Annotated in this window: 23 protein-coding genes and 1 other RNA gene; 16 read left to right on the forward strand and 8 right to left on the reverse strand. The window is 43.9% G+C overall.

Annotated features, from left to right (window positions below; all coding sequences use genetic code 11):
* Nucleotides 1-65: 65 nt before the first annotated feature.
* The 6 genes from AWH61_RS02735 to pspF are packed head-to-tail and all read right to left on the reverse strand — an operon-like array spanning nt 66 to nt 6,662.
* Nucleotides 66-872 carry an ATP-binding cassette domain-containing protein gene (locus tag AWH61_RS02735; RefSeq protein ID WP_014948676.1) on the reverse strand — a complete coding sequence of 269 codons (807 nt, stop codon included), beginning with the start codon at nt 870-872 and terminating at the stop codon, nt 66-68.
* Nucleotides 872-1,867 (reverse strand): peptide ABC transporter ATP-binding protein, encoded by a 996-nt coding sequence (locus AWH61_RS02740; protein WP_014948677.1) that lies wholly within the window; start codon nt 1,865-1,867, stop codon nt 872-874. The genes AWH61_RS02735 and AWH61_RS02740 overlap by 1 nt, the downstream gene beginning before the upstream one ends.
* A 1-nt stretch (nt 1,868) precedes the next feature.
* Nucleotides 1,869-2,762, reverse strand: a complete 894-nt coding sequence (locus AWH61_RS02745; protein ID WP_014948678.1) for an ABC transporter permease subunit — start codon at nt 2,760-2,762, stop codon at nt 1,869-1,871.
* Complete coding sequence (locus tag AWH61_RS02750) at nt 2,749-3,717, reverse strand: ABC transporter permease (protein WP_080752378.1); 969 nt, start codon at nt 3,715-3,717, stop codon at nt 2,749-2,751. Before AWH61_RS02750 ends, AWH61_RS02745 begins: the two co-directional genes overlap by 14 nt.
* Nucleotides 3,718-3,776: 59 nt before the next feature.
* Nucleotides 3,777-5,537 carry an ABC transporter substrate-binding protein gene (locus AWH61_RS02755; protein WP_075176158.1) on the reverse strand — a complete coding sequence of 587 codons (1,761 nt, stop codon included), beginning with the start codon at nt 5,535-5,537 and terminating at the stop codon, nt 3,777-3,779.
* Nucleotides 5,538-5,540: 3 nt separating this feature from the next.
* Nucleotides 5,541-6,662: a phage shock protein operon transcriptional activator gene (pspF, locus tag AWH61_RS02760; protein WP_075176159.1), complete on the reverse strand. Its 1,122-nt coding sequence runs from the start codon at nt 6,660-6,662 to the stop codon at nt 5,541-5,543.
* 222 nt (nt 6,663-6,884) lie between these two features.
* On the opposite strand from pspF, the gene pspA reads away from it, so the two are divergent.
* From pspA to maiA, 7 genes are all read left to right on the forward strand, one after another.
* Nucleotides 6,885-7,568, forward strand: a complete 684-nt coding sequence (gene pspA, locus AWH61_RS02765) for a phage shock protein PspA (RefSeq protein WP_014948682.1) — start codon at nt 6,885-6,887, stop codon at nt 7,566-7,568.
* 75 nt (nt 7,569-7,643) lie between these two features.
* Nucleotides 7,644-7,883: an envelope stress response membrane protein PspB gene (pspB, locus tag AWH61_RS02770; RefSeq protein WP_014948683.1), complete on the forward strand. Its 240-nt coding sequence runs from the start codon at nt 7,644-7,646 to the stop codon at nt 7,881-7,883.
* Nucleotides 7,880-8,326: an envelope stress response membrane protein PspC gene (gene pspC / locus AWH61_RS02775; protein WP_014948684.1), complete on the forward strand. Its 447-nt coding sequence runs from the start codon at nt 7,880-7,882 to the stop codon at nt 8,324-8,326. Before pspB ends, pspC begins: the two co-directional genes overlap by 4 nt.
* Nucleotides 8,327-8,529: 203 nt before the next feature.
* Nucleotides 8,530-9,330: a phenylalanine 4-monooxygenase gene (gene phhA / locus AWH61_RS02780; RefSeq protein ID WP_014948685.1), complete on the forward strand. Its 801-nt coding sequence runs from the start codon at nt 8,530-8,532 to the stop codon at nt 9,328-9,330.
* A 215-nt stretch (nt 9,331-9,545) separates the two neighbouring features.
* Nucleotides 9,546-11,102 (forward strand): transcriptional regulator TyrR, encoded by a 1,557-nt coding sequence (gene tyrR, locus AWH61_RS02785; RefSeq protein ID WP_075176160.1) that lies wholly within the window; start codon nt 9,546-9,548, stop codon nt 11,100-11,102.
* A 416-nt stretch (nt 11,103-11,518) separates the two neighbouring features.
* The gene (locus tag AWH61_RS02790) at nt 11,519-12,529 is read left to right on the forward strand and encodes a fumarylacetoacetate hydrolase family protein (RefSeq protein ID WP_014948687.1); all 1,011 of its coding nucleotides are present in this window, start codon (nt 11,519-11,521) and stop codon (nt 12,527-12,529) included.
* Nucleotides 12,530-12,684: 155 nt separating this feature from the next.
* Entirely contained in the window at nt 12,685-13,338 is a 654-nt protein-coding gene (maiA, locus tag AWH61_RS02795; RefSeq protein WP_075176161.1) for a maleylacetoacetate isomerase, read from the forward strand.
* Nucleotides 13,339-13,383: 45 nt separating this feature from the next.
* Here the strand turns inward: maiA and AWH61_RS02800 are convergent, their stop codons facing one another.
* Entirely contained in the window at nt 13,384-13,851 is a 468-nt protein-coding gene (locus AWH61_RS02800) for an Lrp/AsnC family transcriptional regulator (RefSeq protein WP_014948689.1), read from the reverse strand.
* Nucleotides 13,852-14,159: 308 nt separating this feature from the next.
* Here AWH61_RS02800 and AWH61_RS02805 point away from each other — a divergent pair, with 308 nt between their 5' ends.
* Nucleotides 14,160-15,218, forward strand: coding sequence for a Glu/Leu/Phe/Val dehydrogenase dimerization domain-containing protein (locus AWH61_RS02805; RefSeq protein ID WP_014948690.1), 1,059 nt, complete (start codon nt 14,160-14,162; stop codon nt 15,216-15,218).
* An 86-nt stretch (nt 15,219-15,304) separates the two neighbouring features.
* Nucleotides 15,305-15,401, forward strand: an RNA gene (ffs, locus tag AWH61_RS02810) — signal recognition particle sRNA small type.
* 15 nt (nt 15,402-15,416) lie between these two features.
* Here the strand turns inward: ffs and AWH61_RS02815 are convergent.
* On the reverse strand, nt 15,417-15,698 hold the full coding sequence (locus AWH61_RS02815) for a late competence development ComFB family protein (protein WP_014948691.1): 282 nt from the start codon (nt 15,696-15,698) through the stop codon (nt 15,417-15,419).
* 236 nt (nt 15,699-15,934) lie between these two features.
* On the opposite strand from AWH61_RS02815, the gene AWH61_RS02820 reads away from it, so the two are divergent.
* From AWH61_RS02820 to AWH61_RS02850, 7 genes are all read left to right on the forward strand, one after another.
* Nucleotides 15,935-17,023 carry a tryptophan 2,3-dioxygenase family protein gene (locus AWH61_RS02820; protein WP_069943926.1) on the forward strand — a complete coding sequence of 363 codons (1,089 nt, stop codon included), beginning with the start codon at nt 15,935-15,937 and terminating at the stop codon, nt 17,021-17,023.
* A gap of 503 nt (nt 17,024-17,526) precedes the next feature.
* Nucleotides 17,527-20,169, forward strand: a complete 2,643-nt coding sequence (locus AWH61_RS02825; RefSeq protein WP_075176162.1) for a TonB-dependent receptor domain-containing protein — start codon at nt 17,527-17,529, stop codon at nt 20,167-20,169.
* A gap of 103 nt (nt 20,170-20,272) precedes the next feature.
* Complete coding sequence (locus tag AWH61_RS02830) at nt 20,273-21,187, forward strand: class I SAM-dependent methyltransferase (protein WP_075176163.1); 915 nt, start codon at nt 20,273-20,275, stop codon at nt 21,185-21,187.
* 321 nt (nt 21,188-21,508) lie between these two features.
* Entirely contained in the window at nt 21,509-22,270 is a 762-nt protein-coding gene (locus tag AWH61_RS02835) for a DUF3450 domain-containing protein (protein ID WP_014948702.1), read from the forward strand.
* A gap of 6 nt (nt 22,271-22,276) precedes the next feature.
* The gene (locus AWH61_RS02840) at nt 22,277-23,635 is read left to right on the forward strand and encodes a MotA/TolQ/ExbB proton channel family protein (RefSeq protein ID WP_075176164.1); all 1,359 of its coding nucleotides are present in this window, start codon (nt 22,277-22,279) and stop codon (nt 23,633-23,635) included.
* A gap of 1 nt (nt 23,636) precedes the next feature.
* The gene (locus tag AWH61_RS02845; protein ID WP_012517736.1) at nt 23,637-24,161 is read left to right on the forward strand and encodes a MotA/TolQ/ExbB proton channel family protein; all 525 of its coding nucleotides are present in this window, start codon (nt 23,637-23,639) and stop codon (nt 24,159-24,161) included.
* A gap of 11 nt (nt 24,162-24,172) precedes the next feature.
* Nucleotides 24,173-24,571: an ExbD/TolR family protein gene (locus AWH61_RS02850; RefSeq protein WP_012517737.1), complete on the forward strand. Its 399-nt coding sequence runs from the start codon at nt 24,173-24,175 to the stop codon at nt 24,569-24,571.
* Nucleotide 24,572: the final 1 nt, after the last annotated feature.

The following is a 24,572-nucleotide window of genomic DNA, read 5'->3' on the forward strand; positions in this document are numbered from 1 at the left end:
CGAGCGTGCCAGTTAGGTACGTAAGTGCGCTTCTCAAAGAAAACACCACCCAAACGATAAGCTCTTTATTCTCGAATTGTGTTTTGTGGTACCAGTGATTGGTAGGCGGTAACGAGTTTCTTAGTGCGCGTATGCTGCGGCCACCTAAAGATAGTTTCGGTCTTGCCTTCTTCTACAATTTCACCGCCTTCCATCACAATAATCCTGTCTGCAATGTGTCGTACAATACCCAAGTTGTGACTAATAAAGATAAACGCCAAGCCAAGTTCTTGCTGAAGCTTCAATATAAGATTCACCGTTTGCGAACGAATGGAAGGGTCTAACGCTGCAAAGGGTTCATCAGCCACTAACACTTTGGGCTTTAACACAATGGCTCTGGCTAGCGCTACGCGCTGCTGCTGTCCATCAGAAAGCATATGTCGATAAAAGTAATAGTGTTCGCGCAAGAGGCCTACCTTCACCAACATATCTTCTATAATTGGTTTGCGTTCTGCTTCGCTTAGACCTGTATTCAAACGCAATGGCTCATCCAAAATTTTTCCCACAGGAACCGATGGATTCATCGACTCGGAGCTATGCTGCAAGATCATACGAATGTCATGGGTACGTTTTTGCTGGCTATCTTTAGACTGGTATTTGGCTAAATATTTGTGCGTGTTAATTTCAATTTCACCTGCATCAGCAGGCAGTGCACCTACCAAGAGCTTAGCCAACAAGGATTTACCTGAGCGGTTTTCACCAATAATTGCAATGGTTTCACCGCGCTTTACGCTTAAGTTCACTGGACCAAGTTGAAAAACTTCAGGACGTTTTAGCCAACGTTTCCTCTCGTTATGAATAAACGTGAGATCTTTAACCTGCATGATATCCATTACAGCTTCTCCATATGTAGAGGGAAGTGACAGCTGTAATTGTGATCGTGAATTTTACGCACGGCTGGCGTTTGTACACAGGCGCGCTGTGCACGAGGGCAGCGTGGACCTAATCGGCAACCAATAGGCAAATGCTGTAGAGTGGGAATTGAGCCACCAAGCGTGGGTAGCAGCGATTTCGGTGGTAAATCTTTTCTGAAGCTCGGCGCGCTGTCTAGTAATGCTTTTGTGTAAGGGTGCAGAGGGCGCTTCTTAATGTGCTTCATTCTACCTGACTCTACAGTCTGCCCTGCATACAACACCGTCATAGAGTGAGACATACTTGCAATTGCCAGTAGGTCGTGACTAACAAACAAGATCGAGAGCGAGCGGGTCTGATTCAAACGCGTGAAGAGCTTCAGAATTTGTGTTTTTGTTGTAGGTTCCATTCCCCGAGTTGGGTCATCGGCGATGAGCAATTTAGGCTGTGAAACCAAGGCCATCGCAATCATGAATTTTTGACCTATGTCAGCCGGTATTTGATGAGGAAAAGCGCTTAAATAATGCTTGTGGTACTTTATTCCTACTTTGTGAACGGTGCTTATTGCGATCTTTTTGCGGTGTTGTGCTCGTTGCCAGAACCAGCTACCTTCAACAAATTCATCGGGAATGCTCTCTTCCAACTGCTCGCCAAGCGTTGCCGATGGGTCTAAACTTGCCTGTGGGTTTTGGAACACGACCGCTATTTCTCGGCGCATTACCTCACGACGCTGCTGCACAGACATACTCAGCAGGTTTTCACCATTCCAACTCATGCGGTCAGCCGTTAAATTCCATTGGCTAGGAAGGGCTCCGCAAATGGCGGACACGATCAAGCTTTTGCCTGAGCCAGATTCTCCTACCAGCGCGCGAATCTCCCCGCTGCTAACTGACAGGTTAACCTTGTCCAACGCTTTAATTGCGCCATCGCTGCTCTGCATTTCCAAGGTGAGGTTTTTAATATCAAGCATTGGCATATTAATGACTCACTCTTTTTCTAAGTGCTGAACGCAAACCGTCACCCACAATGTTGATAGATAGCACCATGAAGAATATTGCCATGCCGGGGACGGCAACGTTCCACGGTGCTAGATAAGCAACATCTAGCCCATCAGCTAGAATAACGCCAAGTTCAGGAAGCGGTGACTGTGCGCCTAAATTCAGAAAACCAAGTGCAGATATGTCGATAACGGCAATAGAAAGTGCAAGCGTGCCCTGTACAACTAGCATTTCGGTCATGTTGGGTAGTATAGAATGAACAAAAAGTTGCCATCTACTGGCACCGTCCAATTTAGACGCCACTATATATTCTTTTTTCATTTCGGCGCGCACAAAACTTCTTGTGTGGTGCACAAACTGTGGAATAAGAGCAAGGGTAATTGCCCACATGCTGTTAACCAGACCGGTACCCAATATTGCAACGATAATAATCGCAATAAGTAGCGTGGGAATGGCCATAAGTGCATCGAGTAAGTGGTTGACGATACTTGAGCGAACACCTCGCAGCATGCCAGCAAAGGTCCCAAGGCTAACGCCGACTAACATGGCAAGCACAACAGTAATGAATGCGGAGCCTAGTGTGATGCGACACCCATAAATTATGCGGGTAAATAGGTCTCTACCCAACGCATCAGTACCGAAAATGTGCGATATTGAGCCATTAGCTAACCAGCTAGGCGGTATTAACAGTCCGTCGATATTTTGTTCCACGGCATCATAGGGAGTGATGATTGGTGCGAACAGCGCGCAAACAACAAACAACGCCAGCATAATCAGGCCAAGCATGGCGATGTGGCTCGCTTTAAATGATGCCCAAGTCCGTTGCCACGGCGACGGATGGAATTCTTCGTCGTATAAACTAAACTGTGGCACGTTCGTATTTCTCTCTGCTTGGGTCAATCATTCGGTTAAACAAATCAACGAGAATCGTGAGTGTAATTACTACCGTGGATACTGCCATCATACCAATTCTAAGGGCAGGGTAATCTCGCTGATAAATAGCTTGAATCAGCCAATTACCGATCCCCGGCCAAGAAAACAAGGTTTCGACAATCATCGCGTTCGTTATTAATGTCGTAATTTGTATCGCCATTAGCGGTAAAATGGGCAGTAATGCGTTGCGCAGAATATGACGAAAGAATATCTGCCAACTTGAAAGGCCTCTAGATATTGCTGCAGCGATATAGGGGCGGTGTTTCACGTCTATAACAGAACGTCTTGTTATACGTATCATCGAAGCGGTGGCGATAGCACCAATGGCAAACGTAGGTAATGCTAAGTGCGATAACGCATCCTTGAAGGCTAAGGTCTTGTTTTCTACGTCAGACAATAATATATCAATGAGAATAAAGCCTGACACGGGTTCGATGTTATAAAGCAAACTGATACGACCCGACAGCGGTGCAGCGTCTAGCTGCAAACTGAAAACCAATATAAGCAGGAGCGCAAACCAAAAAACAGGAAAAGAATAGGTTGTTATACTTGCACTATTTATTAGGTGATCAGACGTTGAATAGCTGCGAATCCCCGCATAATAACCAAGCGGTATTCCAATGAATAACGCCATCAACATGGCATAGGTTGCCAGTTCTATTGTGGCTGGCATCGCAATACCTACCTCTTCTCTTAACGGCAGGCCTGACGTAAAGCTGTATCCCCAGTCACCAGTGAGCAAATTGCCTACATAATAGAAAAACTGAAAAATATAGGGCTGATCTAGTTTAAATTGCCGCTCCAATGCCGCGCGTTGAATTTCATTTTGCGGCACGAGTCCTGTTAGGTTTTCAAGTGTATCGCCTGGAAAAAGGTAGGCGAGTGAAAACGACATAATCGCTAACACCAAAAGCGTTAATATAAATAAAGTGCAGTATCTTACGAGGATCTGGATCACAGTGCTTTTTTTACTCCACCAAAGCGTACACCGCCAAAGGGATTAATGGTCATTCCTTCTAGTTCATTCCTGTATGCCTGATAGCGATAGGCATGTGCTATGGGAACAAGAGGAAGGCGTTCGTATAATAATCGGTTAACTTGCCGGTATATGGCTGTGCGTTCTTCAATATCATCTGTCTGAAGAGCGTCGTTGAGTAACTTATCATAGTCTTCACTGCACCACATGGCACGATTTGTACCTGAGGGGATAGCGCCACAGCTCAATAGCGGACGATAGAAGTTATCTGGGTCTCCGTTGTCGGCAGACCAACCAATTAATACCGAGTCGTGCAGGCCTTCCTGAAGATGGCGTCTGAAGGTAGTCCAATCGTAACTGACAATGGTTGCTTCTACGCCTACATCACGCAAATAACGCTGAATGAGCTCGGCCATCTTTGTTGCGTTAGGATTGTAAGAGCGTTCAACAGGCATAGCCCATATCGTCATAGAAAAGCCGGCCTTAACTCCGGCGTCAGCTAATAATTTGCGCGCTAGAACTGGATTGTAGGCGGTATCGTCTGCGTCATTTTGAAACGCCCAGCTTGCCGCAGGCAGCAGGGTCTTAGCTCTAGTAGCACTGTCAAAATACACCGCTTCTAGCAATGTGTTCTTATCGATTGCGGCCGCTAGCGCACGTCTTACATCTGGGTTATCAAAAGGAGGGCGTTGAGTGTTAAACGCCCAAAATCCAATGTTTAGTCCTGGTTTTTCCGCTAGCGTCAGATCTTCTTTTGCCCGAATCACTTCAAGTTCAGTCTGTGCAGGAAAAGCGGTAGCGTCACATTCACCTGTCATTAATTTAGCCAGTCTCAGTGAGCTTCTTGGCGTAATGTCAAATATAAGCTGCTCTACAACAGGGCGCGTTTCGTCATCGTTTTGTGCTGTACCATCTTGAACAGTATCTTCGCCACCTTGGCCATTTTCAACTTCTTGGTTGGCACTCTCTACAGTATTGTTATCGCTTAGGACTTCATCACTCGTAGGCGCATCTTCCATTTGGTCACGCCAATAGTTGTCGTGGCGCAGGAACTTAATGAAATGATCTTTGCGATAGCTATCGAATTTAAAGGGGCCAGTACCTACTGGAAGCTCATCGATTTTGCCCGGCGTGCCGGTCTGTGCCAGCTGGTTAGCATATTCTTCTGATAAGATAACGGCGAAATCGGTTGCTAGATTTGCCAAAAATGAGCTATCCCTGCGCTTAAGTGTAATTTCAACGCGGTAGCCGTTTACGCGCTCTACCGACGCGATATTTTGTGCAAGGCCTATGCTTTCGAAGTAGGGATAGCGCCCACCAGATACGTAATGGTATGGATGGGAGCGTAGGCGCCATCTGTCTATACTGAAGATAACATCGTCGGCGTTAAAGTTTCGTGTTGGCGTGAAGTAGCGCGTATTGTGAAACCATACATCCTTTCTCAGTTGAAAAGCGTAGGTAAGACCGTCATCACTCACTAACCAACTACTCGCCAAACTAGGCACGATGCGGCCAGACTCAGGGTCGAAATCGAGCAATCTGTCGTAGAGTTGGTGTGAAGATGCATCTGACGTTGTACTTGATGTATCTAGCTGCGGATTGAAGGTAACTGGATTGCTTTCAGAGCAGTATATAATACCCGTATTGTAAAACGCTTGTTTGTTCTGCTTAGCACAGGATGCAACAAGAAGCGCTGTACATATACATAATGACAAACGCTTTACCAAACCATGGGACATGCTTTACGCCTCGACGCTTTCCGCGGAAGAATCTAGTAAGTTATATTTTTTGAGATAGCCTCGCAGCTGATGATACGTCAGGCTCAATTTTTCAGCAGTCTTCTTCTGATTAAACTGACTGTCAGCAAGTGCCTGTTTTATCATATCTATCTCATGTTGTTGAGAACGTTCTTTCAAATCTATGGGATATTCAACAATTTCTGGCTTTTTCACTGGTGCCAGTGGCGTAATGTCTGCACTTTCAATGCGTTCATTGGTGGCAGCGGCCTCTGAAGGGGATTGAGAAACGGGTGAGTCGGACGTATTCACTCTGTCATTGGTCTTCACTCTACCTTTCGGGCGATAAGCTGACTCAAAGGGGTCAAGAACGATTTCATGTACGGGCAGATGAGGGTTATTTGTTCGATATACTGCACGTTCGACCACGTTCTTAAGTTCACGTATATTGCCTGGCCAATCGTAGTCAAGAAGGGTCCGCTTTGCCTTCTCTGTAAAGCCGCTGAATAATTCCATTTCCATTTCACGGGCCATATTAATAGCAAAGTTTTCTGCCAACATCATGATATCTTCCCTACGCTCGCGTAGCGGAGGAATGGTAATTACGTCAAAGGCAAGTCGGTCGAGTAAGTCTGCACGAAATTCACCTGCATCGGCAAGCGCGGGCAAGTCTTCGTTTGTAGCTGCAATAAGGCGTACGTCAGTTTTTACTGACTTGCTTCCGCCAACGCGCTCAAATTCGCCATATTCGACAACGCGCAGTAGCTTCTCCTGAATAAGGCCAGAAGTATTAGCCAGTTCATCAAGAAATAAGGTGCCGTTGTGGGCCACTTCAAAGCGACCTTCGCGGCGTTTTGAGGCACCGGTGAACGCACCTGCTTCATAACCGAATAATTCACTCTCCAATAGGCTTTCACTTAAGGCGGCACAATTAAGCTTGATATAGTTCTGATCCCAGCGCTTAGATAAGAAGTGAAGTCGCGCGGCAATAAGCTCTTTACCTGTGCCTCGCTCACCTATTACCAGCACAGGTTTATCTAGCGGTGCAATTTGTGAAATTTGCTCTAAAACTTCTAGAAAACTATTCGCTTGGCCAAGTAAATTGTCTTGCTGTCGATACCTACTCATTAAATCCCTCAAAAGTTAGTCATTTCGACCAATTAATAGTGTAGAACAAAACATATTGAGAAACGAGTATTATTTGAACTTATAAAAAGTGTATGAAAAATAGCAGGTTAGCACAGTTATAAAGTTGGCAAGCATATTGAATACAACTAATACCAAGAGTAACCTATTTATCAAGTGTGGTGTTTTTTAAACACTTACCATTTTTAGCAAGAGGTAATTATTATGGGTATCTTCTCGCGTTTTACAGATATTGTGAATTCGAATATTAATGCGCTTTTAGATAAAGCGGAAGATCCTGAGAAAATGGTTAGATTAATCATTCAGGAAATGGAAGACACATTGGTTGAGGTGCGCTCAGCATCAGCAAAGACCTTAGCCAACAAAAAAGAAATTGTTAATCAAATTGCAAAGTATGAAAGCGATGCAAGCGACTGGGAAGCCAAAGCTGAGCTTGCTTTGAGCAAAGACAGAGAAGATTTGGCGCGTGCTGCGCTGCAGGAAAAGAAGAAGTCTGCAGAAGCTGCTGAAGCGTTAAGTAAAGAGCTGGCTATTGTTGATGAGCAAATCAGCAAACTTCAGGATGAAATTGGTCAGCTTCAAGAAAAGCTAGCGGATGCGAAGAGTCGCCAAAAAGCGATTATTATGCGCCAGAAAACTGCAAGCTCTCGTCTTGAAGTGAAAAAGACGCTGGATAGCACTAAAGTAGATAATGCGATGGGACGCTTTGAGCAATATGAGCGTAAAATCGATGACCTTGAGTCGCAGGTTGAAGCTTACGATCTAGGTAAGAAAACGTTACAGGATGAGTTTGCTGAACTAGAGGCCAGTGACAAAGTTGAAGACGAACTTGCTGCGCTTAAAGCGAAAGTAAAAGGTGCAAACACAAGCACCGAAAAATCAGAATAATAAGAATAGGGTGTACCCTCCGGATGTGAAATCGGAAGGAGGGTAATTACATCAGAGTTTGTAGGAGAGATTGAGATGGATGAAGGTACGATTGCAATGTTGGTGATGCCCCTTGTGGTGTTTTCAATATTCGTTGCTCCAATTTGGCTAATATTACACTATCGAAGCAAGAAGCAAGTGAATCAGGGATTGAGTGCAGAAGAGCACGCATCTTTGCAAGACTTAGCCGAGAAAGCCGAGAAAATGAGCGAACGCATTGAAACTCTAGAGGCCATTTTAGACAGCGAGGCACCTGAGTGGAGGAATAGAGCATGAGAAACGGTAAGCAGCTCTATCGCAACCCAGAAAATGCAAGAATTGCAGGCGTGTGCTCGGGTGTAGCTGAATATTTCGGCTTAGAAACTTGGTTAGTAAGGATTTTAGTTGTAACAGGTTTCTTCTTGTTAGCCGGACCTTTCATCTTCGTTGCATACATTGCAGCTTGGTTCATTCTCGATAAAAAACCTGTTGGGTTAAAAAATGCACCAACGCAACCTGTTTTCTCAAAAGGTAAGGGATGGACAAATCCCAACGGTGGTCAGGTAAAAAGCCCAAAAGTGGAAGTGAAAACGAAAGTTTGGCAGGCGGGCGAGCCACCAAAACAAGCGTTTCACGATATTCGTAATCGTTTTGAAAAAGCAGAAGTTCGACTTCGTAAAATGGAAACTTATGTAACGTCTCGCGAATATCAACTCAATAAAGAAATTAGCCGTCTTTAATTAGCGATGGCGCACCAAGCAAACTTGAATGAAGCCGCTCGTAATGAGCGGCTTTTTGTTATATAAAACAATGTGTTTACTTGGTTTTGTAAAATTCCTGTTACAGCAAAATCGAGTCGCTCGTAAGGGCTTACACTTTTCGACGTCGCGAATTTCATTAGACTGATAGACAAGTTTTTTAACTCTTATTGGTTACAGAAGTTATGCCAAAATCAACGCAATACCAGTCGAGACAATCTGACGAGAATGGCATTATCCATTGGTCAGACGAAGAGAACCAAATTTGGTCTGAACTCTATGCGAGACAAATTCCGCTGGTGAAAGAAAGAGCGTGCCAAGAATACTTGGACGGGCTTGATTTGTTGAAGTTAAATGAAAAGGAAATTCCTCAGCTACCCGACATCAACAAAGTACTGATGGAGAAAACGGGTTGGCAAACAGCTGAAGTGCCTGCGTTAATTAATTTTGGCGAATTTTTCAGATTACTGGCGAATAAGCAATTTCCTGTTGCCACCTTTATTCGCACCAGAGAAGAATTCGATTATTTGCAGGAGCCGGATATTTTCCATGAAGTTTTCGGTCATTGTCCGCTACTAACGAATCCTGCATTTGCTCATTTTACTCACACTTACGGAAAGTTGGGTCTTGCTGCCAGCAAAGAAGACCGAGTTTATCTCGCTCGTCTTTATTGGTTCACCGTAGAGTTTGGATTGGTTAGAGCTAAAGATGAATTGAAGATATACGGTGGAGGCATCTTATCTTCTCCTGGCGAGACAATATACGCGTTAGACAGCGACACACCTCTGCGTAACCCGCTCACTGCTATTGATGCATTAAGAACACCTTATCGTATCGATATTATGCAGCCTCTTTATTATATCTTACCGGAATTCGACCATCTGTTTGAATTAGCGGAAATGGATATTATGGCACTCGTAGAAGAAGCGAAGTCTTTAGGGCTATTTTCCCCACTTTTCCCACCTAAAGAGAAAAAAGCCAGTTAACACTATTGTTAATTAAATGTGTTTTATATAGGATGCCGCTCACTGAAGCGGCATCTTTTTTATTTGGTATGCACGGCCTTTTAATCATGCTCTCTGCGCGTTCTTAAATGTGTGATTCATCGCAAATTTAACCATCTGTAACATTTATCTTGTTATCTTTTTGTAAAAGTATGATATTCTGTACATATATGTTTACAAAATAGCTATAACACCCTATGCGTCTAGAAATAAGCTGTCAGGACCGTCTTGGTATCACTCAAGATGTTTTAGATATTCTCGTTACTAAAGAAATAGATTTACGCGGTATTGAAATTGACCCTGCGGGGAAAATTTTCCTTAATTTTCCCAATATCGAATTTGCAGATTTTCAACACCTCATGCCTCAAATTCGCCGCATCGATGGTATCGACGATGTGAAGACGACGCTTTTCATGCCAGGAGAGCGTGAAAAAAATCAGCTTTCCGCTATTTTAAGAACGTTGCCCGACCCTGTGTTTTCTATCGATGCCAAAGGCAATATCTTGCTATGCAATGAAGCGGTATGCGCGGGGCTAGAAATTCCGAGTAGCGAAATAGAAGGCATTGAAATTGGCGAAGTTGTGAAAGGCTTTAACTTTACTAAATGGATGGACGGTAAATCGCCTGGCCCTCAGTCTTCGAAAGTGAAGTTTATTCAACAGGATTACCTAGCCGATATGCTGCCTATTACCGTACCTGACGGCGAGCAGAATATGATCATGGCAGGTGCTGTGGTGATATTAAAATCAGAGATGCGACTAGGGCAACAATTTACCGCGTTCCATCAGTCTCCCACTGATAGCTTTGACCGCTTTGTCACTCAATCTCCGTTTATGAAGCGAATCGTTCATGAAGCCAAGCGAATAGCTGATTTGGATGCACCTATTTTAATTTTTGGTGAAACAGGCACAGGCAAGGAAATGATTGCCAGAGCCTGTCACCAGTCTAGCCGTCGCAGTGAAGGTGCATTTTTAGCTTTAAACTGCGCGTCTTTACCTGACAGCGTGGCAGAAACCGAATTATTCGGTTACGCAGCGGGGGCGTTCAATCAGCCTAATGCAAAAGTGGGGCTATTAGAGCAAGCAAAAGGCGGTACGCTTCTTCTCGATGAAATTGCTGATATGTCTTCTCAGCTTCAAGCTAAACTGCTCCGCGTTCTGGAAGACGGCGAATTTAGAAGAGTAGGGGATTCTGAGCCAGTTAAGGTAGACGTGCGATTTATTTGCACCACCTGTCGTGACTTAGGTCAACTTGTAGAAGAAGGACGATTTAGAAAAGAATTGTACTACCGCTTAAACGTACTAAGTTTGGTTATGCCTTCTTTAAAAGACAGAAGGCAGGATATCGTTCCTCTTGCCGAGTCTTTCATCGTTCAACACAGTACCAAGTTAGGTCGTCGTCCTGCGAAACTCAGTAAATCCTGTGTTGATTTTCTGCAGCAGTACCCGTGGCCGGGTAATGTGAGACAGTTACAGAATGCGTTATATCGCGCGTTATCACTCCTTGATGGTAAGGAGATTACCAAGGAAGACATTCAGCTTCCAAGTTGTGCGCCAAGCGTCACTTATATTGACGAAAACTTTGACGGCACATTAGACGAAGAAGTGAAGAAGTTTGAAAAGGACTTGCTCAAGCGGTTATATCCTTCCTACCCAAGTACCCGTCAATTGGCTAAAAAACTGGGATTAAGTCATACGGCAATTGCAAATAAGTTACGTGAGTACGGCATTAACAAGGCAACGGTAAAGCTTTAATTATATGGGAGCATTGACCTTTGTCATAGGGTGAAGGTCAATGTGACCAAGTATATTTGACGTCGTTTAGCGAAGTAAAAATGGCAAATGGTCTACGCCAATTTTTATATCGTTAATGCGTTTTTGTGCTTCAGAGCAATATCAATTCATCTGTTACGATAAATTTACATCGCCCACGGAGCAAGCGGGCAGCGCTATACCTGCTCAACAGAGGCTTACTAGCGTACATCCTTTCTTACAGCCAAATAAAACTTCGTCAACAGATCACTTCTCAACGCACACCAACTAGTGGCATAACTATAATCATGGAATTGTGTGTGATGCTGCCGCGTAAAAAGATATAGGTCTTTTATTCAGAACGTATTAATAAAAGGCAAGAGCGCCAAGCTGATGAATAATTTTTCGAGGAAAGAACAATGAAACTAGCAACCTATAAGAATGAAACCCGAGATGGCTGCCTAATGGTAGTGTCGAAGGACCTTTCTCGAGCATGCAGTGCACAGGACATTGCGAAAACGATGCAAGACGCACTGGATAATTGGAAAGAGATTGCCCCTCAGCTACAGATGAAATACCAAGCGCTAAATGACAATGCGTGTGACAGCGTGCCGTTTGACGCATCTCGCTGTGAGTCGCCTCTGCCTAGAGCTTACCAATGGGCTGATGGAAGTGCTTACGTGAACCATGTGGAATTGGTGCGAAAGGCGCGTAATGCAGAAATGCCGGAAAGCTTTTGGACTGACCCATTGATGTATCAAGGTGGTTCCGATGACTTTATTGGACCCGAGGATGACATCATACTTCCAAGTGATGATTGGGGAATCGATTTTGAAGGTGAAGTCGCTGTTGTTACCGATGATGTTCCTATGGCGTGTACGCCTGAACAAGCTTCAGAGCGCATTCGACTTATTATGTTAGTTAACGACGTATCACTTAGAGGGTTAATCCCAGGCGAACTGGCGAAGGGGTTTGGCTTCTTCCAATCAAAACCTGCGTCTAGCTTTTCTCCGGTTGCTGTAACACCAGATGAATTAGGTGATGCGTGGAAAGATAGCAAAGTGCACTTGCCTTTGCGTTCAACCTACAATGGTGAACTATTCGGTAAGCCTGAAGCGGGTCAGGACATGACGTTTGATTTTGGTCAGCTAGTCGCGCATGCCGCCAAGAGCAGAAACCTAGGTGCAGGTGCTATCATCGGCTCGGGTACAGTGTCTAATAAACAGGGTACAGATCATGGTTCTGCCATCGCTGAAGGCGGTGTGGGTTATTCATGTATTGCAGAAGTGCGCATGATTGAGACTATTCGAGACGGTAAACCTTCTACTCCTTTCATGCAGTTTGGCGATCGTATTCGCATAGAAATGCTAGATAAAGAAGGCCACTCTGTTTTTGGCGCCATTGAACAGCAAGTTAAACCGCTTAGCTAAAATTTTAAAATGAAAAGTAGTGTGGGGTAATAACGTAGTTTACTCAGTAGGCATGTTGCTGTTTTCCCCACTATCATTACAAGAGAGAGTAGAGCGTTTAGATTCATCAAAGCCCTGCACTCCTACCAAAAACGTTTAATAGGTGTGGTAGTACCATGAGTATAAAACTTTACGGCTATTGGCGTTCGACCGCCTCTTACCGCGTGCGGATTGCGCTGAATTTGAAAGGGGTTGAGTACGAGTATGTACCTGTACATCTTGTAAACAACGGTGGCGAGCAGCATAGTAGCGAATATACGCGTCTCAATCCTGCGCACCTTGTCCCTACTTTGGTTGACGAAGACGAAGATATTATTCTGAATCAATCGTTATCAATCATCGAATATCTTGATGAACGGTATGAAGGCGAACACCAGCTGGTTCCTGAACATCGAACAGAGAGAGCCAGAGTCAGAGCGCTAGCACAAGATATCGCGTGTGATATTCAGCCTTTGGGTAATCTACGTGTACTGAATGCGCTAAAAGGGAATTTTGAGGCGTCACAAGATGATGTGGCGAAGTGGGCATCCCACTGGATAACGCTGGGGTTCGAGGGCATTGAAAAGCGTCTTCAGACCCAAGCTGGAAAGTTCTGCTTTGATTTCGATGTTACGCTGGCTGATATTTGCTTAGTACCCCAAGTGTATAATGCGCAACGTTTTAACGTCGATATGAGTCGCTACCCTTTAATTAGTAAGATAGCGAAGAACTGTAACGAGTTAGATGCTTTTGAGCGGGCTAAGCCCGAAAATCAAATAGACGCCACTTAGACTGACGGGGGAGAGTAGAAATGTACTCTGACCCCATTTTTTGAGTTATTGGCGTTTAATCGGTAGCTCGGTGGTGTTTTTCACCTGCTTTAAGGCGAAGGTTGAGCTTAAATGATCGACGAGAGGCAGGTGAGTTAATTTCGTTTTAAGTAAGAATTCGTACTCTTCAATACTTTCCACTATCACTTTTAGTAAGTAATCTTTTTCACCGCTGGTGGTATGACACTCCACGATTTCATCGATGTTTTGTACGGCATTTTCAAAATCGGTTAGCGAGTCACCGTCATGGTTTTTCAACGTGACATAGATAAAGACCGACACACCTAAATTCAGTTTTTTGCTGTTTAGTAATGTGACTTTACCAAGAATGATGCCGTCGGCTTCCATTCGTTTGACACGTCTCCAACACGGAGTATGCGACAATCCTACACGCTGGCTTAAATCTGCCATCGACACCGTGGCGTCTTGCTGAAGTACGCGCAAAATCTCACGGTCAAATTTATCCAATTTCATTAACACTGTTTCCGTCGTTTTTATGATGTTTATTATATATCAAAAAAAATTCTAGGATAGCTGTCCTAGAAAAATTGTAATCAATTCTATTGCGTTTCAGTTTGTAAATTTCATTAACAAACTTTGCAAGGCCTGTCCTCAAAACAATCGGATACACTTGGCAAAATGTTGCTGATCTTTGCGAGGCCCATAAGTGTACCGCAAATCATCTTCAGACTCTCACATCATCCCAAATGAGCGGCGTTTCGTTTTCGTGACAGCTAGACCTTGGGTAGGCTTTAATTCATCACAGTATTAATAGGGAAAATATGTCAGTTTTTGATCACCCGGAGTTCAATAATCACGAACACGTTGCGTTTTATCATGACGAGAAGGCGGGCTTGAGCGCCATTATTGCTGTACACAATACCAATCTGGGGCCAGCACTTGGCGGTTGTCGCATGTGGCCCTATGTAAATAGTGGTGAGGCATTGACCGATGTGTTGAGACTGTCAAAGGGGATGACGTATAAAGCAGCCATGGCTAACTTGGAGCTTGGCGGCGGTAAATCTGTGATCATCGGCGACCCTCGTAAGGCTAAATCGCCAGAAATGATGAAGGCAATGGGCAAGTTTGTTGAATCATTGGGCGGCAAGTATTTCACTGCTGAAGATTCAGGTATTTCAGTAACGGACTTGCAAACCATGGCAACCGAGTCGGATTACATCGCTGGTGTTAATGCTAAATACCACTATGCGGGCGAAGTACCTGACGGAAACCCGGCTCCGTCTACAGCATACGGTGTGTTTGTGGGTCTAAAGGCGACGGTAGAGTACGGCTTGAAGCGCAGCCTTGATGGCGTCAGTGTTGCTATACAAGGTATGGGGCACGTTGGCTACCGTCTTGCAAAGCACTTGCATGAGCACGGTGCCAAGCTTTATGTTGCGGATATCTATCCCGAGGGTGTTGAAAAAGCAGTATCTGAATTTGGTGCGACAGCTGTGGCGCCGGAAGAAATATTGAGCTTAGATGTGGATGTGTTAGCGCCATGTGCGTTGGGTGCAGCCATTAACGATTTGTCATTGCCTGAAATCAAAGCCAAAGTAATTGCAGGCGCTGCAAATAACCAGCTTGCACGTGAAGATATTGGTGAATTGCTTCAACAGCGCGGCATTCTGTATGCGCCAGATTACGTGATCAATGCGGGTGGCGTTATCGACATCTTCCATCAGCGTATGGAATCGAGTTCTAATGAAGCGCTTCGCGCACATATTGAGCAAATCGGCGAAACGCTAAAAGAAATTTATACCCGTGCAGAGCAAGAAGGGGCGGCGACAAACCGCGTTGCCAACCTTATTGCCGAAGAGAGATTTTCTTTAAAGGGTTGAAAACTCTCAACCAAATAGTCATAATGCGCCCCGCACTCAGGCAGGGGCGAATGACTTTGCTTTGAATGCGATTTTCTATGGTGGGCTTTTGGTCCTCCCGCAATGATACTCTGTGAACCCGGTCAGGCCTGGAAGGGAGCAGCCGCAGCAGACGACTCATGTGCCGGGATGTGGCTGGAGGCCCGCCACCCAAATTCCTTATTCGTCTTCTTTTTTAGTCTTTTCTATTTCATCTAAGTACTTGAGTGCTTTACTAATAGCATGCTCAACATTCATTTCCATTTGATTTCGTTCGCTCTGAGGCAGGTAAAACGCCATGTCTACTTCGTAGCGGATATAACGTGGTGGAACCTGATTTAAGGCAAGACAGCACAAGTCTGCTAAGTAATCAGGACTTTTCGTGGTATCGAGCCCCAGCTTACTGATTCTTTCTAAAACCAGGTGTTCATAATAGTTATGGATGTCGTCATCTAGTTTCATGTTCATTCCCCTTATAATTGTTGTTAGCGCCCTGCGTAAAAGTGCTGTGGTATGCAAATATGTTGTGCGGAAAATACAGCACTTGTCCAATTAATTGGACACATTTTTATACAAGCTAAATGGCACAACACGAACCTTGGCTATATATCCTTATAATGTATAGCTTGTATTCTGTGGATGTCGAGTCGACGGTGATAGAATTACGAAGTTAAACAAAGCAATAAGGCAAGAACGACATGAAAAAAAATATAGAGCCCTGCTACTACGGCGATTACCTACAGCTTGATAAGATTTTGGGGGCGCAGGACTTACAGAGTGAGAAGTACGGTGACGCGGCGCACGAAGAAATGCTGTTCATTATTGTTCACCAAGTTTATGAGCTTTGGTTCAAGCAGGTTCTTCATGAATTAAATGCAGTAATTGATACGTTTAATCAAGAAACAGTTAAAGATCAGCAGCTAACGCTAGTGGTGCATCGCTTACAGCGAGTCATACAAATTCAAAAGTTAATGAACGATCAAATTGCTATCATGGAAACCATGACGCCACAGCAGTTTTTGTCGTTTAGGGACTACCTGGTGCCCGCGTCGGGCTTCCAAAGTATACAGTTCAAGCGTTTAGAAATATCACTGGGCCTAAAGCGTGATTTCAGAATCGACTTTGATAAGCAAAGCTTTTACAACCGTCTGACAGATAAAGATAGAGCGTTATTGGAAACCCTTGAAAGCAAACCTAGTTTGTTTGAGTTGGTCGACAAATGGCTTTCAAGAATGCCGCTTCTAAAAACGGAAGGTTTCGATTTTTGGCAATATTATAAAGATGCGGCAGACGAAATGTTGAAAGACGACCACCATACAATTTCAACCAGTGACATGCTATCTGATACAGAGCGGCGACAAGAGCTAAAAGACTTACAAGCAACGATGGAGAACTTTGATGCGTTGTTTGATGATACGCAGTTTGAAAAGTTAAGAGGCGAGGGCAAATTCCGCTTAAGTCATAAAGCATTGCTTTCTGCATTATTTATAAAGCAGTATTCTGAAGAGCCTATCTTTAACCTGCCGTTCCAGCTTATTACCGCACTCACAGAGATAGACGAGCAACTCACTATATGGCGCTATCGTCACGCAATGATGGTTCAGCGCATGCTGGGCACTAAAATTGGCACTGGTGGATCGTCAGGACATCATTACCTCAAGAAAACCACTGAGTCTAATCGTATCTATTTAGACTTTTTTAACATGGCAACCTTCTTACTTCCCAAAAGTGCATTGCCAGAATTGCCTGAAACTGTAAGAAGACGACTGGGGTTTTATCTGCAATAGTGAGTAAACCTTATTTATTAATTTTATCTTATAATTCCTTCAACATCTTTTCGCACATGTTGTAGAGCTATAATAAAAAGAAATATTCAGGTTTGTCTGGCCCTTTAAATTCGTATCTACCATATTTAAGTAAAAATAAAGAGTTATTTTAATAAAATGGTTTTTTAATTATCGGTACAAAATTTAACCTTTTAAAGGTTGAATAATAACCGATCAAAAAGGGCCGTATAAAAAACAATCAAAAATAAATTTGGTGTTTTTTTTATAATTTATATTATTGTTATAAAAGGATTTATTTGTATTTTGTAGCTATTTTGTTACAACTTTCTTTAATATATCAAAAAAAAAATTGAACTTTTCAGGACCGTTTATCTGATCCTTGTTGACCCTGAATTGAGCTTGTGTTTATTATCATTATGAGGTCCAAACCTTACTAATAATAAATCGTTATAAAGACGATGCTGAAATGCTAAAACGTATTTTCAAGTCCAGGGAGACAATACATGTTTACAAATTCTAAGCTGGCTAAATCAGTCAAGCTAGCGTGCGCGTTTAGTGCTGCGTCCGCTTTTTCATTTTCAGGTGCTGTTCAAGCACAAGAAGAGCAAGAAGCTGTTGCTGTTGAAAAGATTGAAGTAACGGGTTCACGTATCAAGCGTACTGACCTAGAGGGCGCTGCTCCAGTTGTTTCTATTACTGCAGCTGACATCAAGCTAGAAGGTGACTTCACGGTTGCTGACGCATTGCGTTCAAGCTCACTAAACTCTTTCGGTTCGTTCTCAGAACGTTCAGGTAGTTCTGCACAGTCTCAAGCTACTATAAACCTTCGTGGTGCTGGTTCTCGTCGTACTCTAGTACTTCTTAACGGCCGTCGCTTCCCAGGTTCACCTACATTAGGTGGTGCTTCTGCAAACCTTAACGCCATCCCGATGGCTGCGGTTGAGCGTATCGATATCATGACTGAAGGTGCTTCTTCTATCTATGGTTCTGACGCAATGGCTGGTGTTGTAAACATCATTCTTAAAGACAACTTTGAAGGTCTAACTTTCAACGTTGGTGCTGGTATGCGTGAGCAGGATGAAGGTACTACTTCATCTGAATTCTCTGTTGTTGGTGGTATCTCTAACGACAAAGGTAACGTAACGTTCTCATTCGATCACCAGCGTCGTGAAGGTATTTCTGATGCAGACCGTGATTACACCAAAGCAAAAATCGGTGACTTCGACGGCGACGGCGATATCCAAGCTTACACGGCAGATACTGTAGGTTGGTCTTACTTCGGTGCTACTGTATTGTCTCCTGACTTTGCAGAAGCTCAGCCTTCACTTCTTTGTGACAGCCTGATCTCTGAGTACGGTGAAGATACATTCCGTCGCGTTGACGCAGACGAAGACTGGGGTGAAGGTTCTGAGTACTGTATGTACGCGTTTGCTAACGTGTCTTACAACACTGCATCAATTGACCGTAACACACTATATGTAAGTGCTGATTACGAAGTAATGGAAGATGTTGAGTGGTTTGGTCAAGCAATGGTTGTTCAAAACTCATCATTTGGTCGTTACGCTCCACCTGCTGCTGCATGGGAAAATATGTCAGCTGACAACCCACACAACCCTTACGGTGTTGATGGCGCATACGGTTTATTCCGTTGGGTTGGTATCGGTACTCGTGACGGTAACGTAGACGACTACAACCAGGATTATACAACTGGTCTTCGTGGTATGCTTGATTGGAACAATGCTGAGTGGGAAGTTTACTACCACTTCAACATGGCTGATAACAAGTCAGTTGGTCAGTATTACCTATCTTACTCTGGTCTAGCTTACAATGAGCAAAATGGCATTGACCTAGGTTCAGACGAAGGCGTTGCAAACATGAAAGCAACAACCCTTCAAGAGTCTAGCTCACGCTTCCACCAGTACTATGCAGGTATCGGTTTCGACATGTTCGAACTACCTGGTGGTATGGTTGCACACTACTTCGGTGCTGAATTCTTTGAACAAACTTATGCTGACATCTATGACGGTCAGTCTGAAGCTGGTCTAATCGGTGGTTCTGCTGGTAACTCATCTATGGGTGAGCGTGACGTAACAGCATTCTTCTTCGAATCTGTACTTCCAGTATCTGACACTGTAGAGCTAAACATCAAAGCACGTTACGATGATTACTCTGATTTTGGTAGCAAATTATCTCCAGCAGTATCTGCTCGTTGGGAAGTTGCAGATGGCCTAGTACTTCGTGGTTCTTACTCTGAGTCTTTCCGTGCGCCAGGTCTTGACCTTCTAAACGCTGCACGTACTTTCTCTGCAGAAGACGCAATTGACTACAACAATGGTTCAACTGTTGAACGTCAGTATGACACGTACTACACAGCTAACGCTGAACTAGACGCAGAAACATCTGACTACATCAACCTTGGTGTTGCTTACGATGTAAACGACAACCTAAGTGTTAAACTTGATTACTTCAACCTATCGATTGATAACGTAATCCAAGCGAAAACGCTTCAAAACTTACTTTCTGACGAGGCTGCAGGTCTAATCACTGCGGTTTCAGTAGATACTGATACTTCAGACGAGACTTTCTACCTTAAGCGTGCGGCGTCTGGTGTTCTAGTTGAAGCTGGTACGTCTTACTTCAACGGTGCAGGTTTTGAAATTGAAGGTATTGACTTTACTCTTAATGCGAACCTAGAAACTGAATTCGGTAACTTCCGCTTCCAGAACGTTAACTCTTTCGTACTTTCTTACGACCAAGAAGTTGGCGGCATCGTTCAGGATATCGCTGGTTGGTCTGGTAGCCCAGAGTTCAAGTCAGTTGCTACTGCGGTTTGGAGCTTCGAAGAGCATACTCTTGCTTGGAACATGACTTACACAGACAGCACGTCTGAGTTTGAAACAGCTCCTGAAGATGCAGATGGCAACACTATTGTTGGTCCATACGACATCGCTGGTAAGCTTGATAGCTGGTTAATCCACAACGTAACTTACACGTTTGATATGGCTGACTACGGTTCAATCACTCTTGCGGTTAACAACGTAACAGATGAAGATCCAGTATTCTCATCTAACGGTACGTGGGACAACCAAGACCTATATAACAACTTTGGTCGTGACTACCGTCTTAACTACCAAATTAGCTTCTAATTGTAGAATCTAGATAAAAAAGGCCGAGTAATCGGCCTTTTTTTATATGTGGATAAATAAATTTACCTTCTAAAGTGCACAGCACCAATAAAGAGAACTTTTCATGAATAGTTATTGGAGTGAATACTGGCAGCAGGGCCACGTTAACTCTTTTGCCGATTCAACAAGTCGTAATTATGAAGGCGAGCTTGCAGAACAATGGTTGGCGTTTTTTAACGAGACAAACGTTCAGGGTGGAAAAGTTGTTGATCTAGCGACAGGAAACGGCGCCCTCATTGACCTTGCAGTAAATGTTGGCAATTTCTGCGAACCTGAATACATTGGTGTTGACTACGCGACCTTAAAAATAGGCGATAGTCTTAAACAGCCAAAGATCAATTTTTTGCAAGAACAGAATATTGAGTCTCTGCCGTTTAAAGATAATGAAGTAACCGCTGTCGTTTCTCAATTCGGTATCGAATACAGTAACTTGGACCTAACATTAAGTGAAGTAAGTCGAGTTTTACGACCAGGCGGAAAATTAAGAGTTGTGGTTCACCGAAAGGAGAGCGCAATTGTTGCACCGAATTTTCAAATTTTAAAAGTGATCCGTGCATTACAGGAAGAGAAGAGTCCGCTAGATGCCCTCAAGCGGCTCGTAAGCGCTTTAAGCAACGCTAAAAAGACCGCTCAGGATAGAGAGAGTATTCGATTAGAGCTGAATGAAAAAGTCGGAAACCTTGTCAGTGAATATCAACAAGCCTTGTACGATACTAATTTCCCCAAGCTCTTGAAGACGGTTATGAATCCAAATGTGTCGTTTGAACGGAAAAAGGCTATCTTTGAAGAATACGATAAAGAATTAGAATCTCACGGTGTTAGATTATCTGATTTAACCAACGCAGCGAGAAATGCTAGTGAAGTTACGTTACTCAAAAGTAAATTAGTGTGTAATGATTTTGTTGATATCACCCTTTCAGACGTGACTGATAAACGAGGCTTAATCGGCACAATAATTCAGGCAGAAAAAAAGAAGTAATCCGACGTGTTTGTAGTCGCTAACTGTGAATTTTTATGCATGACGTATCTCACAAGTTAAATTGTTAACATTCCAATTGCATAAAAGGTGATAAATTGTGCGCTGAGTGTACAATTAAGCTCCACTTCTCAAGTACAAGTGCTTTGCTAACTTGACTCTACCGAGTAATCCATGTGAATATATCACGTTCGTAGTAGTGCATTTTCATATCATTACTACATTCCTGAAACAAAATTGTGAAAGTTTTATACGCCCCTTGCCCGAATATTTTCCTATCGGCGAGGATTCAAATAAGAAATTTGGTTGGGAACTATGTCCAAAATGAGCAAGAGAACTCTTATTGCTTCTACTGTTATGGGTGCATTCGCACTAACAGGTAGCGCAGTCTCTGCAGATACGCTAGAAGATCTTCATAAAGAAGAAGCGAAAATCCACGCGGCTGCAGCGAAATCTCAAGAAAAAATCAATACGTTGTTTGAACAATCTCAAGAACTACTTGTTGAGTATCGTCAAACAGTAGATGAGACAGAAAACCTTAAAATCTACAACGATTACATCGCAAGCCTAGTTGCAGATCAGCAGCGCGGTATCGATTCGTTGCAACGTCAAATCGACAGCATCGAACAAACTAAGCAGGGCATCGTTCCTCTTATGTTCCGCATGATCGATAGCCTTGAGCAATTCATCAAGCTAGACCGTCCAATTCACCTAGACGAGCGTCTTCAGCGCGTTGAGCGTCTTCGTGACCTTATGGCTAACTCTAACGTAACTGTTTCAGAGCAGTTCCGTCAGGTACTAGAAGCTTACCTAGTAGAAGTTGAATACGGTACTAAGATCAACTCTTACCAAGGTACTATCGACGACGCAGGCACAGAAGTTACTGTTGACTTCTTTAACCTAGGTCGTACGGCGCTAGTTGCACTTTCTCTTGACCAAACCCACGCTTGGGTATGGAACAACGAAAGCCGCGCATGGGAAAAACTGGGTGACGAGTATCTGTCTTCAGTTGTTGACGCAGTTAAAATGGCTAATAACGTCATTCCTGCGGATCTGATTAAACTACCAATTAGCGCAGCGGAGTAATTGTTAATGAAACCAGTATTCAAATCTCTTTTAGCCGCTGCGACAGTTGCAGTTGCAGCAACCGGAGCGCAGGCTCAGGAAGCAAAGAGCCTGAAAGATCTTCTAGACCAGGTTCAACAGAACCGCGTTTCTGAAGCTCGCCTAGACAAGCAACGCGAAGCTGAATTCCAATCAGCACGTGCTGACAAACAAGCACTACTTCGCAAAGCACAATCAGACCTTAAAGCTGAACAAGCTCGTGGTGACCGTCTACAGAAGCAATTCTCTGACAACGAAGTTACCTTAAACGAAAAAGCAGCTGAGCTAGACCAAGCTACAGGTACACTTGGTGAAATGTTCGGTGTGGTACGTCAAGCATCTTCTGAAGCTTACGGCCGTATCTCTACATCAATCGTAAGTGCACAATTCCCAGGCCGCGGTCAGTTCCTTGCTGAAATGTCAGAAGACTCTAAAGGTCTTCCAAACATTAAAGAACTAGAAGACCTATGGTTTGCTCTTCAAAAAGAAATGACTGAAGGCGGTGAAGTAGTTAAGTTCACTACAGAAGTAGTTAACCTTGACGGTGGTTCTTCACAGCAAGAAGTTGTTCGTGTTGGTACTTTCAACCTTGTTGGTGAAGCAGGTTACCTAGCGTATGACGCTGAAGCTGAAGTTGTTCAGCCTCTTGGTCGTCAACCAGATGGTCACTTCGTAGCTTCTGCTAACGATCTAATCGACGCTACTTCTGGTATTGTTCCTTTCTTTGCTGACCCTTCTCAAGGTGCAATCCTTGGTCTATTGAAGCAGAAAGCGACAATGGCTGAGCGTTATCACGCGGGTGGTCCAGTTGGTTACACAATCACTGTTATGCTTGCGATTGGCCTACTAATTGGTATCTACAAAATGATCACGCTAACGATCACTGGTGGAAAAATGCGTTCACAGCTTAAGAACGTAAACAATCCTTCAGAAGGTAACCCACTAGGTCGTATCCTTAAAGTTTACCAAGAGAACAAGACTGCCGATGCAGAAAACCTTGAGCTTAAACTTGATGAAGCGATTCTTCGCGAGCTTCCAAAAATTGAAAGCGGCATCAACGTTATCAAGATTTTCGCAGCGATTGCTCCTCTACTAGGTCTACTAGGTACAGTACTAGGTATGATCGAGACATTCCAAACCATCACTCTATTCGGTACAGGTGACCCACGTATGATGGCAGGAAGTATCTCAATGGCTCTTGTAACTACAGCTCAAGGTATTATCGCGGCTCTGCCTCTAATCCTTACTCACAGCATCGTAGCTTCTCGTAGCAAATCAATCATCCACATTCTTGATGAGCAAACTGCGGGTATCGTAGCTGCTCACTCAGAGTCGGAGAAAGCGTAATATGAATTACCTGATTGGATTATTCGAATCGGTCAGGGACTTTATCGCTACCGGCGGTGACGTACTATACTTCGTTGCTGCCGCGCTCTTTCTCATGTGGGTTTTAATGATTGAGCGTTACTGGTATTTAACCTCGGTCTTCCCAAAGGTGAAGAAAAACATCATCGCGAATTGGGATGCCCGAGCAGATACCACATCATGGTATGCGCATAGAATCCGTGACGCGTGGATTTCTCAAGCGTCAGACGATCTTAACGCTAGAATGCTGATTATCAGAACCATTATTGCAATGTGTCCATTAATCGGTCTACTTGGAACAGTAACCGGTATGATCAGTGTTTTCGAGACAATGGCAACGCAGGGCACCAGCAACGCTCGTCTAATGGCAGCTGGTATCTCTATGGCAACAATCCCGACTATGGCGGGAATGGTAGCCGCGCTATCTGGACTGTTCATCAGTTCACGTCTTGAAGCGAAAGTGAAGCTGGCAAGAGAAGGGCTAGTTGATAGCCTGCCACATCATTAGAGAGAGAGATTATGGCTCGAAAAGTCAGAACCGAGGAAGAAGATGCACAGATCGACATGACGCCCATGTTGGATATCGTGTTTATCATGCTGATCTTCTTTATCGTTACCACTGTTTTCGTTAAAGAAGCAGGGATCGAAGTCAACAAGCCAGATGCGAGCCAGGCGATTCTTCACAAAAATGCAAACATTTTCATCGCCGTAACTGAAGATGGAAATGTATGGCTAGATAAGCGTGAAGTTGCGCCGGACAGCGTAAGAGCGAATATTGAAAGACTGCTTACCGAGCAGCCTACTGACTACGTAATCATTCAAGCTGACGTAAAAGCGAAGCATGGTTTAGTAGTTGAGATTATGGATCAGGTTAAAGCCGCTGGCGTTAACCGAGTCTCGGTAGCGGCAAGGGGATAAG

The organism is Alteromonas sp. W12, from assembly GCF_001924945.1.
Lineage (GTDB): Bacteria > Pseudomonadota > Gammaproteobacteria > Enterobacterales > Alteromonadaceae > Alteromonas > Alteromonas macleodii.

Excerpts from the sequence above, each read along its gene's own strand:
- AWH61_RS02735 (WP_014948676.1), bottom strand. The coding sequence starts at position 872 with ATGGATATCATGCAGGTTAAAGATCTCACGTTTATTCATAACGAGAGG.
- AWH61_RS02740 (WP_014948677.1), bottom strand. The coding sequence starts at position 1,867 with ATGCCAATGCTTGATATTAAAAACCTCACCTTGGAAATGCAGAGCAGC.
- AWH61_RS02750 (WP_080752378.1), bottom strand. The coding sequence starts at position 3,717 with ATGTCGTTTTCACTCGCCTACCTTTTTCCAGGCGATACACTTGAAAAC.
- AWH61_RS02755 (WP_075176158.1), bottom strand. The coding sequence starts at position 5,537 with ATGTCCCATGGTTTGGTAAAGCGTTTGTCATTATGTATATGTACAGCG.
- pspF (WP_075176159.1), bottom strand. The coding sequence starts at position 6,662 with ATGAGTAGGTATCGACAGCAAGACAATTTACTTGGCCAAGCGAATAGT.
- pspA (WP_014948682.1), top strand. The coding sequence starts at position 6,885 with ATGGGTATCTTCTCGCGTTTTACAGATATTGTGAATTCGAATATTAAT.
- pspB (WP_014948683.1), top strand. The coding sequence starts at position 7,644 with ATGGATGAAGGTACGATTGCAATGTTGGTGATGCCCCTTGTGGTGTTT.
- pspC (WP_014948684.1), top strand. The coding sequence starts at position 7,880 with ATGAGAAACGGTAAGCAGCTCTATCGCAACCCAGAAAATGCAAGAATT.
- phhA (WP_014948685.1), top strand. The coding sequence starts at position 8,530 with ATGCCAAAATCAACGCAATACCAGTCGAGACAATCTGACGAGAATGGC.
- tyrR (WP_075176160.1), top strand. The coding sequence starts at position 9,546 with ATGCGTCTAGAAATAAGCTGTCAGGACCGTCTTGGTATCACTCAAGAT.
- AWH61_RS02790 (WP_014948687.1), top strand. The coding sequence starts at position 11,519 with ATGAAACTAGCAACCTATAAGAATGAAACCCGAGATGGCTGCCTAATG.
- maiA (WP_075176161.1), top strand. The coding sequence starts at position 12,685 with ATGAGTATAAAACTTTACGGCTATTGGCGTTCGACCGCCTCTTACCGC.
- AWH61_RS02800 (WP_014948689.1), bottom strand. The coding sequence starts at position 13,851 with ATGAAATTGGATAAATTTGACCGTGAGATTTTGCGCGTACTTCAGCAA.
- AWH61_RS02805 (WP_014948690.1), top strand. The coding sequence starts at position 14,160 with ATGTCAGTTTTTGATCACCCGGAGTTCAATAATCACGAACACGTTGCG.
- AWH61_RS02815 (WP_014948691.1), bottom strand. The coding sequence starts at position 15,698 with ATGAAACTAGATGACGACATCCATAACTATTATGAACACCTGGTTTTA.
- AWH61_RS02820 (WP_069943926.1), top strand. The coding sequence starts at position 15,935 with ATGAAAAAAAATATAGAGCCCTGCTACTACGGCGATTACCTACAGCTT.
- AWH61_RS02825 (WP_075176162.1), top strand. The coding sequence starts at position 17,527 with ATGTTTACAAATTCTAAGCTGGCTAAATCAGTCAAGCTAGCGTGCGCG.
- AWH61_RS02830 (WP_075176163.1), top strand. The coding sequence starts at position 20,273 with ATGAATAGTTATTGGAGTGAATACTGGCAGCAGGGCCACGTTAACTCT.
- AWH61_RS02835 (WP_014948702.1), top strand. The coding sequence starts at position 21,509 with ATGAGCAAGAGAACTCTTATTGCTTCTACTGTTATGGGTGCATTCGCA.
- AWH61_RS02840 (WP_075176164.1), top strand. The coding sequence starts at position 22,277 with ATGAAACCAGTATTCAAATCTCTTTTAGCCGCTGCGACAGTTGCAGTT.
- AWH61_RS02845 (WP_012517736.1), top strand. The coding sequence starts at position 23,637 with ATGAATTACCTGATTGGATTATTCGAATCGGTCAGGGACTTTATCGCT.
- AWH61_RS02850 (WP_012517737.1), top strand. The coding sequence starts at position 24,173 with ATGGCTCGAAAAGTCAGAACCGAGGAAGAAGATGCACAGATCGACATG.